13 protein-coding genes are annotated in these 14162 nt (G+C 47.6%); all 13 read right to left on the bottom strand.

Features of this window, described 5'->3' with window-relative positions; all coding sequences use genetic code 11:
- Positions 1–36: 36 nt before the first annotated feature.
- A complete protein-coding gene (locus DWX00_RS02695; protein WP_117509641.1) occupies positions 37–1119 on the bottom strand; it encodes an FtsW/RodA/SpoVE family cell cycle protein in 1083 nt (360 codons plus the stop codon).
- A 64-nt stretch (positions 1120–1183) separates the two neighbouring features.
- Entirely contained in the window at positions 1184–2551 is a 1368-nt protein-coding gene (gene murD / locus DWX00_RS02690) for a UDP-N-acetylmuramoyl-L-alanine--D-glutamate ligase (RefSeq protein ID WP_117814329.1), read from the bottom strand.
- A gap of 19 nt (positions 2552–2570) precedes the next feature.
- Positions 2571–3527: a phospho-N-acetylmuramoyl-pentapeptide-transferase gene (gene mraY, locus DWX00_RS02685; RefSeq protein ID WP_118594627.1), complete on the bottom strand. Its 957-nt coding sequence runs from the start codon at positions 3525–3527 to the stop codon at positions 2571–2573.
- Positions 3528–3776: 249 nt separating this feature from the next.
- On the bottom strand, positions 3777–5501 hold the full coding sequence (locus DWX00_RS02680) for a peptidoglycan D,D-transpeptidase FtsI family protein (protein ID WP_117760485.1): 1725 nt from the start codon (positions 5499–5501) through the stop codon (positions 3777–3779).
- A gap of 82 nt (positions 5502–5583) precedes the next feature.
- The gene (locus DWX00_RS02675; RefSeq protein WP_055226958.1) at positions 5584–7638 is read right to left on the bottom strand and encodes a peptidoglycan D,D-transpeptidase FtsI family protein; all 2055 of its coding nucleotides are present in this window, start codon (positions 7636–7638) and stop codon (positions 5584–5586) included.
- Positions 7639–7712: 74 nt separating this feature from the next.
- Positions 7713–8222: a hypothetical protein gene (locus DWX00_RS02670; protein WP_022461068.1), complete on the bottom strand. Its 510-nt coding sequence runs from the start codon at positions 8220–8222 to the stop codon at positions 7713–7715.
- Between the two features lie 29 nt (positions 8223–8251).
- Positions 8252–9190, bottom strand: coding sequence for a 16S rRNA (cytosine(1402)-N(4))-methyltransferase RsmH (gene rsmH, locus DWX00_RS02665; protein ID WP_055265773.1), 939 nt, complete (start codon positions 9188–9190; stop codon positions 8252–8254).
- A 29-nt stretch (positions 9191–9219) separates the two neighbouring features.
- Positions 9220–9651, bottom strand: coding sequence for a division/cell wall cluster transcriptional repressor MraZ (mraZ, locus tag DWX00_RS02660; protein ID WP_022461070.1), 432 nt, complete (start codon positions 9649–9651; stop codon positions 9220–9222).
- 323 nt (positions 9652–9974) lie between these two features.
- On the bottom strand, positions 9975–10850 hold the full coding sequence (lgt, locus tag DWX00_RS02655; protein ID WP_022461071.1) for a prolipoprotein diacylglyceryl transferase: 876 nt from the start codon (positions 10848–10850) through the stop codon (positions 9975–9977).
- A 28-nt stretch (positions 10851–10878) separates the two neighbouring features.
- A complete protein-coding gene (gene ychF / locus DWX00_RS02650) occupies positions 10879–11976 on the bottom strand; it encodes a redox-regulated ATPase YchF (protein ID WP_022461456.1) in 1098 nt (365 codons plus the stop codon).
- A 107-nt stretch (positions 11977–12083) separates the two neighbouring features.
- Positions 12084–13214, bottom strand: a complete 1131-nt coding sequence (locus tag DWX00_RS02645) for a tyrosine-type recombinase/integrase (protein ID WP_118594626.1) — start codon at positions 13212–13214, stop codon at positions 12084–12086.
- Positions 13215–13307: 93 nt separating this feature from the next.
- Complete coding sequence (locus DWX00_RS02640) at positions 13308–13541, bottom strand: excisionase (RefSeq protein ID WP_243036622.1); 234 nt, start codon at positions 13539–13541, stop codon at positions 13308–13310.
- Positions 13531–14136 carry a replication protein gene (locus tag DWX00_RS02635; protein WP_118594624.1) on the bottom strand — a complete coding sequence of 202 codons (606 nt, stop codon included), beginning with the start codon at positions 14134–14136 and terminating at the stop codon, positions 13531–13533. Before DWX00_RS02635 ends, DWX00_RS02640 begins: the two co-directional genes overlap by 11 nt.
- Between the last annotated feature and the right edge of the window lie 26 nt (positions 14137–14162).

Here is a 14162-nt window from a genome sequence, read left to right as displayed (position 1 = left end):
CGTTTTGTTCCCGTTCTGCAGCGCTTTTCCGCCTTTTTAATCGGTGTCCCTCGAGACCGACAGGGCAAGCCCCATCTCGCCGAGCAGAAACAGCACGGAGGTGCCGCCGTAACTGATAAAAGGCAGCGTAATGCCGGTATTCGGAATCGTATTTGTCACAACCGCGATGTTCAGGATCACCTGAAGCGCAATATGCCCCATAATTCCGCCCGCAATCAGTGCTCCGCCAAGATCCCGCGCATGGATCGAAATGACCATCAAGCGCCAGATCAGCACCGCAAACACGGCGATCACCAGGCAGGCGCCGAACAGTCCGCCCTCCTCACAGATAATCGAAAAGATCATATCATTCTGCGCTTCCGGCACAAAGCCAAGCTTCTGCAGGCCTTTTCCAAGCCCACAGCCAAAGATTCTCCCGCTGCCGATCGCATAGAGTCCCTGAATGGTCTGGAACCCCTTCTCGTACGCCTCCGGGTTGCGCCAGATGGCAAGGCGTTCGAGGCGGTAGCTCTCCATCATCAGAAAAACGGCAATAAACCCGATGCCGGCGCCTCCGATTCCGAGAAACGGCAGGTAGCCCGGATGTGAAATAAAGATCAGAAACGCACAGATTCCGAGCAAAATAATCGCCGTACTTAAGTTATTGCTTCCGACAAGCGCTGCAATCGGCAGGGTGCACAGCACCGCCTTTGTCATAAACCAGAGACTGTCGGACCGGCCTTTCGTGTGCTCCATCACCCAGGGCAGGAAGAGAATCACCGCCATCTTGGCAAATTCCGAGGGCTGGAACGATAAGGGGCCAAGCTTTAACCACCGCTTCGAGCCGTTGTACTCACTTCCGAAAAAGAGCACCGCCGTCGAGAGCGCAAGGGAAGCCGCATAAAACCACGGTGCCAGTGCAAACAGCCGCCGGTAATCTATTTTTGCAACCGCATACATACCGATCACACCGAGCGCACTTGCAAAGAGCTGCTTCTTGAAATAATAAGCCGGGTCATGGAATCTGACCCGGCCGTTATACGCGCTGGCGCTGTACAGAATCACAAGGCCAAGGCCAAGCAGAATCCATACCGTCACCAGCAGCGTCCCATCTATTTTTTTCTCTTTTTCCTTCCGCATCCGCGCCACACCCGCCGTTCGCTCTTTTTCAGCTTATGCGGGATAGTTTCCTGATATGACGTTTTTACAGTGCTCTTACGTACTCCTTAAACAGCTCACCGCGCTGCTCGTAGCTCTTAAACTGATCCCAGCTTGCGCAGGCCGGGGAAAGAAGAACCGCATCCCCTGCATTTGCCTTGTCGTGGCAGATCTGTACGGCTTCTTTTAAGTTGTCTGCCATGATAATGTCGTTGAATCCGACGCTTCTTGCCGCTTTTGCGATCTTCTCTTTCGTATCTCCGATCAAAACCAGGAAGCGTACCTTTCCATCGAATGCCTGAATCCACTCTTCGTAGGTGGACTGCTTGTCGTAGCCGCCGCCGATCAGCAGAGTCGGGCGGTTCATCGCCTGGATGCCTTTGATGGCCGCATCCGGATTCGTTCCCTTGGAATCGTTGTAATATGCCACGCCGTCCTTCTCGCAGACATACTCGATGCGGTGCTCTACCCCTGCAAACTCCTGAATGACTTTGCGGACAGTTTCCATCGGCACGCCTGCATGAAGTGCCATCGCAGAAGCAACCATGACGTTTTCAAAATTATGTAGGCCGAGCAGTTTTAAGTCGTCGGTTCTGGTCAGAAGCTCCGTCTCGCCGTTCTTTGCAATGCGGATTTCGCCGTCCTGATAATAGATGCCGTCCTTTAACGCACGCAGACTCGAGAAGTACATCACCTGTACTTTCTTCTCTGTCATCAGTTTTTCGCCGAACGGGCGCAGGATTTCGTCCTCATAATTCAGCACACAGAGATCATCCATCGTCTGATTTTCGGTGATACACTCTTTCACGCGGATATACTCTTCCATCGTGTGATGGCGGTTCAGATGATCCTCGGTAATGTTTGTGATCGCACTTGCCGCCGGATGGAACTCTTTGATGGTTTCCAGCTGGAAGCTGCTGATCTCGGCAACCGTTACGGTATCATCTGTCGTGTCGAGTGCTGCGGATGTGTACGGGGTTCCGATGTTTCCGACCACTTTTACTTCCGGCTGATATGCTTTCATGATCTCGCCGAGCAGTGATGTTGTGGTAGTCTTTCCGTTGGTACCGGTAATCGCAAGCACTTTTCCGCGGCTTACCTGATACGCCAGCTCCACTTCACCGATGACCGGGATCTCTTTTTCTTTCATTTTAAGGACAATCGGCAGATCCGTCGGAACGCCCGGGCTTAAAACGACAAGATCAAGGCTGTCGAGCATCTCCTCCGGGAGCTCGCCTAAGACAACTTCCACGCTGTCACGGCTCTCTAATTTTTTTAAGATTTCTTCTTTTTCGAGTTTGTCATTTCCATCGTAAAGAACGACAGAAGCACCTTTCTTGTGCAGCAGCTCCTCCGCTGCAATTCCACTCTTTCCGGTTCCGAAAACCAGTACTTTTTTTCCTGCGAAAATCATGTTTGATTACCTCCATATTTTAAAGCCCCATCAATGCGATCAGGCATAATATCGCTGTGATTGTAGCAAACACCGTCACAATCTGTGTCTCCGACCAGCCCATCAGCTCGAAATGGTGATGGATCGGCGTCATCTTGAAGATCCGTTTTCCCTTCGTCAGTTTGAAGAATGACACCTGCAGGATCACAGAGAGAATCTCCATCATATAAATGAATCCCACAAGCGGCAGAAATAAGGGGAGACGTAAGAAACACGCCATTCCCGAGACGAAACCGCCGAGTGCCAGACTTCCGGTATCGCCCATAAAGACGCGGGCAGGAAATACATTGAATATCAGAAACCCCAGCAGACTCCCGATAACCGCAAGCGGGGACGGGGAAACACCGTTTCCGAGGCCGATTGATGCCACGGAAAAGAAAACAGCATTTAAAATCGTCACACTCGCCGCCAGCCCGTCAAGGCCGTCGGTAAAGTTGACACCGTTGACCGTTCCAAGAATCACAAAGGCGAGAAACGGAATCGTAAAAATCCCTGCGTCCAGCTCTTTGCCTGGAAGGAACGGAATGCGCATCCGAAGGGAAATTCCGGAAAAACGCGCCAAATACCACAGAAAGACTGCTGTAATCACTGCCTGCAGTGCCATTTTCTGCTTCGGGTACAGCCCGTCGCTGCGGTGCAGCACGACTTTCAGATAGTCATCGAGAAAGCCGATCAGGCCAAAACCAAGCGTCAGAAACAGCACCGGAACCACTTCCGCTCCCTCTTTCCGGAAAAGGAGGGAAACTGCGGTAAACGCCGCCAGAAACATCACGCCGCCCATCGTCGGGGTTCCCGCTTTTTTCTGGTGGCTCGGCACACCCTCTTCCCGCTCCTTCTGCCCCGCTTTGACTTTTCGCAGAAACGGGATCAGAACCGGCCCCAGCGCCAGGCTGATGCCAAAGGAAAGAAGAACCGGCAGGATCATTTCTCTTTTCATAGACGCACCTCTTCCTTTTTGTACGGATTGTGTACGGAACAGGCATGTCAAAATATTTTCTCCAGCCTATTCAGTATATAGCTTTTTGTTCTGTTTCGCAACCTTCTTTTATAATCCAAGTTACGGTTCGCTCAGCAGTGAAACACTTGCTGTTTCGCTGCGTAAGAAAGTGATTCAGGTGTGAGCAGCCCTCCTTTTGCGAAGCAAAACTTTAAATGAGGGCTGCGAAGGACACAATTCTCAGGTTTCCTAAGAATTGTGTCCAATACCGAGATACGGAAGTACATTGGAAAAGATATCGCGGATCACCGGCGCGCAGATCGTTCCGCCGTAGTAGACGCCCTGCGGATTGCGGATAATGCAAAGCCCCAGCACCGTCGGATGCTCCGCCGGGGTGAAGCCGAGGAATGAGGAAATATAGCGGTTGGCGCTCCGCGGAAGTGTCTGCGAGGTTGCCGTCTTTCCGCCGATGGAATATCCCTCGAGGTACGCATTCTTTCCAGACCCTTCTGAAACGACGCTTTCCAGAATTTCGCGCACCGTCCTGGAAGTTTCTTCCGAAAGAACCCCTTCTTTTTCCGGAAATTTCAGATGCTTTACGACATTTCCTTCTTCATCAAGCACATCCGTTGCGACATGCGGCGTCACCATTTTTCCACCGTTGACGAGCGCAGAGACCGTCGCCGCCAGGCGGATCGGCGTGATCTGGAAGGACTGGCCGAATGCCATCGTCGCAAGCTCAACCTCTCCGATGTTTTCCTCCTTGTGCATAATCGTCGATGCCTCGCCCGGCAGATCGATCCCCGTCTTTTCCATCAGACCGAAATTCCGGAAGTAATCACAGAACTTTTCCACACCGAGCCGCAGCCCCACTTCAATGAACACCGGGTTGCACGAGTTCTGCGCGCCCTGCACGAAGTTTTCGGCTCCGTGTCCCGTCCGCTTGTGGCAGTGGATCCGGCGGTCCTCCACGATTTTGTAGCCGGGACAGAAAAACGAATCGTTCGGCGACACAACGCCCTCCGAAAGTCCCGCCGACATCGTGATGATCTTAAAGGTAGATCCCGGCTCGTACGTATCGTTGATGCAGGCATTCCGCCACATCTGGTTCAGCAGATCCTGAATTTCTTTTTCCGAAAGTCCCGTTGTATCCTGCTGCAGCGTGAACGGATCGTTGAGGTCGAACTCCGGCACATTGACACAGGCATAGATTTCTCCGTTCTGCGGATTCATAAGAAGAATCGAGACGCTGTCCGCCTGTTTTTCTGCCATCGCCTTTTCCGCTGCCTGCTGGCAGTACGCCTGGATATTGACATCCAGGCTGACCTTTAAGTCCCTTCCCGCCACCGGCTCCTGGCGGCTCTCCCCGATGCCGTTCTGCTCAATCCCGCGCGCATCCGTTGTCGTCAGGATTTTTCCGTTGATTCCTTTTAAAATTTCCTCATATTCCACCTCCAGTCCGATGATGCCCTGATTATCGCCTCCGGTGAAGCCGATAACGCGCGACGCCAGCTTCCCTTTGGGGTAATACCGCTTGAAATCCTCATCCACTTTTACCCCCGCGTATCCGTACGACCGGATGGTATCACCCGTCTCCTTGTCCACATTCGTCTTGACACGCTCGATTGAAGACCGCTTCTCCACGCGTTTCCGCGCCGTCTCCTCCGAAATTCCAAGCTCTTTTACCAGCATCGCAATCACCGCCTCCGGCTCCTCAATCTGGCTGTGGATCACGGAAATCGTACAGACCGTGCGGTTTGCCGCGAGAACTTCCCCGTTTGCATCAAGAATCCGGCCGCGCGCCGCCTTGATCCCGCGCTCCCGCTCGTGCAGATCATCCGCCTTCTCGGAATAATAGACGGACCGGAACACACACAGATACACCAGCCGCCCGGCAAGTCCGACCATCATTCCCATGCAGAGTACCCACAGAAGAACCGTCTTTTTCCGGTGATACGTTTTGTTTTTACGCATAGAATACCCCATAGCCGAATCCATTATGATAACACTATATGGAAACTGCTATGGGGTTATGTCTTTTGTTTTTTATGTTTTTTTACTCTTCATTGATGAGATCCAGCTCGGCGTTTGTCAGACCGCCGTTCTCGATATTGCTGTTTTCAGCACTGTTTTCCGTATCGTCTTCCTGTACCGGTGCCGCTACGTTTGGATCATCCGTTCCGGTCTCGGAGCCTTCGCCCGTCACACCGTCCGTATCATCCGGGAATACGTTCAAATACGGCAGCAGTTCTGTGTAGATCTCTTTTACGATCTCCTGTGCCAGCACACTGTTCGCCTGATTTTCTACATCCGGCTCGTCCACAATCGCGTAAACAACAGCTTTCGGGTTTTCTACCGGTGCAAATCCGATAAAGGAAACGAGATATTTTCCATTGCCTCGCGGATACTTCTGTGCAGTACCTGTTTTTCCTCCCATCGTGTAACCGGCAACCTTTGCACTCTGGCCGCTTCCATCGGTCACGACTCCCTGGAGGAAACTTCTCATTTTATCGCTGATTTCCGCGGAAACCGTCTGACGCACCAGATTCGGCTCATTGCTCTCAACAACAGCTCCTGTGCTGTCCGTGATCGTCTTCATCACATGCGGCTGGTAATAATTGCCTCCGTTGATCAGAGAGGAAAACGCAGCTGCCTGCTGTACCATCGTCACGGTATAGCCCTGTCCGAATGTACTCGTTGCAAGCTCGGTCGGTCCCATAGTATCCTCCGTGTGAACCAGGCCGTACGCCTCACCCGGCAGGTCAATTCCTGTCAGACTGCCGAAACCGAAAATATCCTGATAGCGGAGAAATTCCGCTGCTCCCATCTTCTGTCCGATCTGCATCATACCAGCGTTGCAGGAGTTTTTCAGTACATCGGCCGGTGTCTGTACGCCATGTGTTCCCGGATAAGCTCCGCAGCGGATCATCTGCCCTGCAATCGTCTCAAACCCCTCACAGTCAAACAGGGTATCATCATCGATTACATCGAGGGAATATGCCGCCGCCACGTTCATCGGTTTTGCCGTGGAACCTGGCTCATATGCATCGGAAATACAGTAGTTTTTCCAGATGGCACTCAAAGCCTCCATTGTCTCGTTATCGTTCATCGCATCAATTTCTTCCTGCGAATAGAACGGTGTCAGATCTCTTGGATTGTTCAGGTCATACCAGTCGGAAGAATCCATACCAAGAATCTCTCCATTGTTCGGATCCATCACGACAACGCCGATATTCTTTGCCGCTTTTGTCTGACGGTTCGTCTCAGTGTCCGATTCGTCCGCGCCGTTCTGGACATGAATCCGCTCATTGTAATTCTCGATCGCCGTGCGGATGATCTTCTGAATATTTACATCAATCGTCGTAACCACGTTTTTGCCCGGCTGCGCCTCGATGATCGTCTGTTCCATATCCGCATCTTCGTTGTAATAGCCGAACTGGCGGCCATTCACGCCATTTAAGATACTGGAATAATACCCTTCGATTCCCCAGTCTGCCGTGTCTCCTGAATACGTAAAGCCGATCAGATCGCAGGCAAGTGAATTTAACGGATACGTTCTGTGGTAGGATTCCTCGAACCAGACGCCGCGGATGTTGGCACGGTATGCTTTTTCCGCCTGCTCGTTCTCATCGAGCTCCTTGTTCTTTTTGTCCGCGTACTCGTCCACATAGGCCTCAAACGCTTTTTTCGCGTCCATCGAGACCTCTCTGGCGAGAACCTGGTACTGGCTTTCTTTTGTCGTTTCGCCGGTCAGACGATCCCGGATATCCGTCTCGTCGAGTCCGAAGTATTCAACCAGTGCTGCTACGGTCGGATCGACGTACGGATGGGTATCGTTCTTTTCTTCATCTTTTACCGTCGTATTGGCAAGTTTACAGTCGAGAATAACGTTGTAAACCTTCTCACTCGTTGCCAGAATCGTTCCGTTCCGGTCGGTGATACTTCCCCGCTGGAATGGAATTGTCCTGCTGTCGTAGGACTGCTGCGTCTGGCTTAAAACCTGTCTTTCGTATTTTTCTCCCTTTGTGGCATTCACATACGTAATGTCAATCGCTAAAGCAACAAAAACCAGCATCACTCCCAAAAAGAGTGCTACCAGTTTTCTGCTCATACGCCCACTTGTCTTCCGTCTCCGGAATGCCCCGCTTCGTTTTTTATTTTTTTTCTGTTTACTCACGTTTTCACCTATTTCGCATCCGGAACATCCTGATACTGTCTCACATAGCTGTTTTCTGAATCATCGAAATAAATTACCTGGGACTCATCTGCATATTTCATGCCGAGCCGGTTCTGTGCTGCTTCTTTGACTGCCTCAAGATCTTCGGAGGCAACCGTTGTATTGTAATAGGCGTCATTGTCCGCCTTCAGATCGCTCAATTCTTTTTCTTTGCTGGTAATGTCTTCCGCCTGCGTGGTAACCACGGTCTGCAACTTGACATACGCAACACACGCCGCGATACACAGTGTGCAGACAATGGCAAGAAAAACAGCGTAGCCCGCGCTGATCTGTGTCGCCCGTGCCCGGTTTCTTCTTGTCTGGCTGCTCACACCCGATTTCAGAGGCCGTGCTTCTTTTGGTGCTTCCTGCGGCTGTGCTGCAAGACGCCGTACCGCACTTCCGTCCTCAAACGTATCTGGCGTATAACGTTTCGTTCTATCTGTCGAATTTACCCTTCCATCTGCCCGTCTGGCCATAACTTCTCTGTCTCCTTCGTGCCGAGCCGTCACACTTTTCGTTCAAAGACGCGCAGTTTTGCGCTCTTGGAACGGGGATTTGTTTCCATTTCCTCTTCTCCCGGCAAGATCGGTTTCCGAGTTACTACGGTTCCCTTGGACTTCTTTCCGCATACACAGACCGGAAATTCCGGCGGACACGTACATGGATGCTCGTTTTTTCTGAAAATGTTTTTTACGATACGGTCTTCCAGAGAATGAAAGGTGATGACACAAAGTCTTCCACCGTCATTTAAGAGATCAATCATGCCGTCCAGTGACTCCGACAGAACGGTAAGTTCCTGGTTCACTTCGATACGGATTGCCTGAAAGGTTCTCTTGGCCGGATGGCCGCCCGTCGCCCTTATTTTTGCCGGAATCGAGCGCTTGATGATTTCGATTAACTCCCCAGTTGTTCGAATCGGCGCCTGCTGCCGGCTTACGCATATATTGTGTGCAATTTTTCTTGCAAAACGCTCTTCTCCATATTCATGGAGAATACGCGAAAGATTCTCTTCACTGTAATCGTTCACGACTTCGTACGCGGAAAGAGCATTTCTCTGATCCATCCGCATATCCAGCGGAACATCCTCACGGTATGTGAATCCACGCTCTGCATTATCCAACTGATAGGATGAAACTCCAAGATCCAGCAGGATTCCGTCTACCCCGGTGACTCCGATTTCGGCAAGACGCGGAACCATATCGCAATAATTGCTGCGGATAATCGTGACCTGGTTCTGAAATGGTTCCAGGCGTTTACCCGCAGCAGCTATCGCAGCTTCGTCCTGATCTATGCCTATTAATCTCCCCGTGGCAGATAAGCGCTCACATATATGACTGGAATGTCCAGCGCCTCCCAACGTCCCGTCCACGTAGATTCCGTCCGGTTTTATCTTAAGGTTTTCAATGGTTTCCTTCAGTAATACTGATGTATGCGAAAATTCCATGGTCATCTCCTGTATCCCAACGAAACAGATCAGATCACAATGCCCATCTCTTCCATTGATTCGGCGATGGCATCCATATCATCATAATTGCTGTTTTCGTTCCATTTTTCCTTGCTCCAGATTTCAATCCGGTTGATATTTCCGGTAAGGACTACATCTTTTTCCAGACCAGCAAATTCCCGCAGCGTTGCCGGTACGAGAATCCTCCCCTGCTTGTCCAGTTCACATGACGTAGCACCTGCTACAAAGAAACGGGAAAAAGTTCTGGCGTTTTTGTTTGTAAGTGGTAAGGCTCTCAGCTTCTCTTCAAAGGCAGCCCATTCGTCGTTTGGGTAAATGGAAAGGCATCCGTCCAATCCCTTCGTCAGTACGAACTCTTCTCCCAGCTGTTCTCTGAACTTGGACGGTATGATCAATCTTCCCTTCGCGTCAATCGTATGACTGTACTCTCCCATGAACATAATGAAAACCCTCTTATCACCTGAAATGGCGGTCTCCCCACGCACCACTTCATGTATCGCGCCGCAGCCGGACTGCCACATCCGCTCCACAACGCACCACTTTTCACCACTTTCTACCACTTATATTTTTATTCTATATCAACTCAGGGAAAATAGCAAGGTCTTTTTTCTATTTCATTTTTAAGATTTTTCCCAAAATGCAACATTTTTATGCGCATTTTCCGCCTTTTTTATACCAATTTTGTATCAAAAAAGAGAAAACCTTTTTTGCCGGTTTTCCCCTTTTCTGTATTTTTATTCTGTTTTTTTCACTGGTTTTATCCTTAAGAATGGGCTGTCTCCCCACCGGATGATAATTTTTTTCGTTTCCATACCACCAGGATGGTACATCCCACCACAAGGCACCCCGAAAGGAGCTGGGAAACCGGAAGTCCCACCACCGGAAGCAGAAGCTGGTCGGTGCGGAGTCCCTCGATCCAGATTCTTCCAAGGCCATATCCTATCAGATACATCAGGAACACTTCGCCGTTAAATTTTTTTCTTTTCCGAAACCAGAAAAGAAAAAGCAGGACACCCACATTCCATAAACTTTCATATAAAAAGGTGGGATGCACCTGAATATACTCGACGCCGTTTACCGTCACCACATGATCCCACATTTTCTGTGTGATTTCATTGGCACGGACCGCGGAAACCGGAAGCTGCATCGCAAACAGGTTGTTAGTGTAGTCACCGAATGCCTCACGGTTAAAGAAGTTTCCCCACCGTCCCATAATCTGACCGAACACGATGCTCATGCTCGCGGTATCCATCAGAAGGCTGAAGTTCTGTTTCTTCTTTCTGCTGTAAATCACCACCGCAATGCAGGCACCGATGATGCCGCCGTAGATGGCAAGTCCGCCCTGGCGGATGTTGAAAATACTCAAAAGATCATCCTTATAATAGTCCCAGGCAAATATAACGTAGTAAATCCGTGCCCCGAGAATACCGGCTGCGATGCCGATCATCGCAAGATCGAGGTACTGCTCCGGGTTCTGCCCCGTCCGCTTTGCCTCTCTTTGGGCAATCCAGATCGCAATCATCATACCGGTTACGATCACGATGCCGTAATAGGCGATGGAAAATCCGAAAATACTGATGTTTTTTCCCACATGGTCGAGATAGATCCCGAGATTGGGAAAATTAATTTCCATATCCATAACTTATATTCTCTCTTATTATTACTTATCAAACGTTGAAACGGAACAGGATGACATCGCCGTCGCGGACAATGTAATCTTTTCCTTCCATACGCACAAGGCCTTTCTCTCTTGCTCCTGCGTAGGAACCGCAGTCGAGCAGATCCTGATAATTGACAACCTCGGCTTTGATGAATCCGCGCTCGAAATCGGTGTGGATTTTTCCGGCTGCCTGCGGTGCTTTTGTTCCGACTTTGATGGTCCATGCACGGGTCTCATCCTCTCCTGCTGTAAGGAAGCTCATGAGGCCGAGCAGACGGTAGCTTGCTGCGATCAGTTTTTCCAGGCCGGACTCGGTAAGACCAAGATCCTCGAGGAACATTTTTTTCTCATCCTCTTCGAGTTCGGAAATTTCTGCCTCGATCTCGGCGCAGATGACGAACACTTCGCTGTTGTGCTCTTTTGCATACTCACGGACAGACTGTACATAAGAGTTGTTTGCGCCGTCGTCTGCGAGATCATCCTCTGCTACGTTCGCTGCGTAGATGACCGGTTTGCTGGTCAGAAGGTTGTACTCTGCGATCCATTTTTCCTCGTCCTCGTTCTGCAGCTCCATCAGGATGGCATCTTTTCCGTCTTCCAGCAGTTTTTTCAGACGCTCCTGGAATTCGAGCTCTTTTGCCGCCTCTTTGTCCATTCTTGCAGATTTTGCAGTTTTGGAAATACGGCGCTCGAGTACTTCAAGGTCGGCGAAGATCAGCTCAAGGTCGATGGTCTCGATATCACGGAGCGGATCAATGCTGCCGTCTACGTGGATAACGTTTGGATCCTCAAAGCATCTGACAACGTGAACGATAGCATCTACCTCACGGATATTGGCAAGGAACTGGTTTCCAAGTCCCTCTCCTTTGGATGCACCTTTTACAAGACCTGCGATGTCAACGAACTCGATGACAGCCGGTGTTACTTTCTTGGACTGATAGAAATCTCCGAGCTGCTGCAGACGCTTGTCCGGAACCGGCACGATGCCGACATTCGGGTCAATGGTACAGAACGGATAGTTTGCGCTCTCTGCTCCTGCTTTGGTCAGGGAATTGAAAAGTGTACTTTTTCCGACGTTCGGAAGGCCCACGATACCTAATTTCATTTTAATTTTTTCTCCTTTAAAAATCCTTTATTTTACAGTTTCTTATGCTTTTTCTATTATATCGAATGCCACACCAAGTGCCATCAGTTATCACAATATATTTACTCTTATATAACATTTAATGCACAAGCAACCATATTAATTTCTTTTTGTTTTTCTTCATCTGTAATATGAACATATAAATTCATGGTTATGCCAATATTGGAATGTCCCAGTATTTTCTGCAAAGTCTTTGGCATCATACCACCCTCGATACATCGAGTAGCAAATGTATGTCTTAATACATGCATAGAAAACTTATTAATTCCTGCCTTCTCGCATATTTTGAATAGTGCGGTATCATAGGTACTATTTTTAACCGGTTCACCTTTACGACACAAAAAAATATATTCCGACCATTCTTCTGATATAAATTTTATCTTACTGTTTTTTTCTTTCTGTGCCAACAATATCCGAATTGCTTCATCTGTTAATGGAATTGTCCGATAACCAGATTTACTCTTAGGTTCCCCTGTTCTCCATGCACCAACACTATAACGATATTCCATAGACCTCTGAATTTTTACTGTTTTATTCTCAAAATCAACATCTTCCCATTTCAGACCAACCAACTCACCTGTACGAAGTCCAGTTTGCAATATAAATTTGTATTGATTTTCGTAGCTCTGTCCTTTTGCCTGCTTCAAGAATTTCTTTTGTTCCTCAATCGTAAGAGCTTTTTTCTTCTGTGACGGTTTTCCCATATCACTCTTAACTGATTTTTTACATGGATTGCTCAAAATCACTTCATTTTCTTTTGCAAATTCAAGCATATTGTAAAGAGTAATTCTTGTTTGATATATCGTAGTTGTTCTATATCCTTCATCTGCCATATTCATAAAAATTTTTTGACAATGAATCGGCTTTATCGCTGTTAATATTTTTTTTCCGATTACTTTCTGGATATTTTTATAGTAACGTTCCGTATAATTTCTAACAGTATTAGGACGAACCGTTTTTCTTTTTACATCAATCCAATATTCAAACCAAGCATCTACTATCATATTGGTTGCCTGTTCTATATCACTATGTTCATTAATATAAATTGCATCGGCAAGCCATTGTCTCACTTCCTGCAATTTCTTAGATCGTTTTGATTTTCTTTTTCCGAATCTATCCACAAATCTTGCACAATATGTACCGTTAGTCTGCTGATAGATCCCCTCTCCAATCTCCTTTCCTCTTAAATCCTTTCCCATAATTCCAGCTCCTTTCACCAAAAGAAGCTCCAATATAGCAACTTATAGATTACCACAATGGAGCTTCAAATTCAATGTAAATCACCTATTTTTTCATAATTCAACACAATTTTCTAAGAAACGTTCAAATTCTCTCCGTTTTACCAACTTCTTTTTACCAACATATAATACAAATGGACATCTAGGCTGCCTGAGTAATTCTGCTATACGATTTTGTCCTATATTTGAATATTTCGCAGCTTCTACAATAGTAAGATTGGCTTTTTCCCATATAGGTATTTCTGTTTTCCTGCACATTTCTAATGCCTCCTTTATTTTATATGTCATTTTTTTCTTGCACCTTTTTATTTAATAGTTTTGTTGAACTATAACGTCTTGAATCCAACAGTTTAGTAAAGAAAAAAGTCTTATCAACTATTAGTTTCAGTAACATATAATCATTGTTTCTTGCATATGTAACTAACTCTTTAAACTCTGTAAAATCATTTATTTCTATGACATCAATGATATTTTCTATAAATTCACTAGAATTAACTTCAACTAAGAACTTTTCAAGTTCAAATCCACATCCACATTCTATATCTTCTATTTGATACGGTGTTTTTTCTGGATTTTCTGCATGTATAAAATAATCAAACATCCCTTTTGGCGATAAAACAACCTCAACATGCTTCGGTGCATTAAGGCGATCACTCACTATGCTTGATACTTGAGAATAGCTTTTTAATGAAGAAAAATAGAAAACCCCATGTTTGTGAGATTTTTTGATTTCTCCAGTTTCACGATTTACATCCATACAATGCCACGGACTCAATACAAAAGGAATATGCAACTCTTCTAACACTTGCAGATAATTTGATGGTGCACTTTCTTCATAAAAAATGAATGCCCACTTATTACTTCTTTGCTCTTTTTTTTTCATTATACTTTCCTCTGATTATAGATTAC

Origin of the sequence: Blautia sp. AF17-9LB (genome assembly GCF_003479185.1) — a bacterium.
In the GTDB taxonomy this organism is placed as follows: domain Bacteria; phylum Bacillota; class Clostridia; order Lachnospirales; family Lachnospiraceae; genus Fusicatenibacter; species Fusicatenibacter saccharivorans.
Note: the sequence above shows the minus strand (reverse complement) of the source record. Positions and strands in the feature narration are given on the sequence as shown.

Bases quoted from the DNA above. Each gene is read 5' to 3' on its own strand.
- DWX00_RS02670 (WP_022461068.1), bottom strand. From the start codon at position 8,222: ATGGCCAGACGGGCAGATGGAAGGGTAAATTCGACAGATAGAACGAAA.
- DWX00_RS02640 (WP_243036622.1), bottom strand. From the start codon at position 13,541: ATGACATATAAAATAAAGGAGGCATTAGAAATGTGCAGGAAAACAGAA.
- DWX00_RS02695 (WP_117509641.1), bottom strand. From the start codon at position 1,119: ATGCGGAAGGAAAAAGAGAAAAAAATAGATGGGACGCTGCTGGTGACG.
- DWX00_RS02680 (WP_117760485.1), bottom strand. From the start codon at position 5,501: ATGCGTAAAAACAAAACGTATCACCGGAAAAAGACGGTTCTTCTGTGG.
- DWX00_RS02675 (WP_055226958.1), bottom strand. From the start codon at position 7,638: ATGAGCAGAAAACTGGTAGCACTCTTTTTGGGAGTGATGCTGGTTTTT.
- mraZ (WP_022461070.1), bottom strand. From the start codon at position 9,651: ATGTTCATGGGAGAGTACAGTCATACGATTGACGCGAAGGGAAGATTG.
- ychF (WP_022461456.1), bottom strand. From the start codon at position 11,976: ATGAAATTAGGTATCGTGGGCCTTCCGAACGTCGGAAAAAGTACACTT.
- murD (WP_117814329.1), bottom strand. From the start codon at position 2,551: ATGATTTTCGCAGGAAAAAAAGTACTGGTTTTCGGAACCGGAAAGAGT.
- mraY (WP_118594627.1), bottom strand. From the start codon at position 3,527: ATGAAAAGAGAAATGATCCTGCCGGTTCTTCTTTCCTTTGGCATCAGC.
- DWX00_RS02635 (WP_118594624.1), bottom strand. From the start codon at position 14,136: ATGAAAAAAAAAGAGCAAAGAAGTAATAAGTGGGCATTCATTTTTTAT.
- DWX00_RS02645 (WP_118594626.1), bottom strand. From the start codon at position 13,214: ATGGGAAAGGATTTAAGAGGAAAGGAGATTGGAGAGGGGATCTATCAG.
- lgt (WP_022461071.1), bottom strand. From the start codon at position 10,850: ATGGATATGGAAATTAATTTTCCCAATCTCGGGATCTATCTCGACCAT.
- rsmH (WP_055265773.1), bottom strand. From the start codon at position 9,190: ATGGAATTTTCGCATACATCAGTATTACTGAAGGAAACCATTGAAAAC.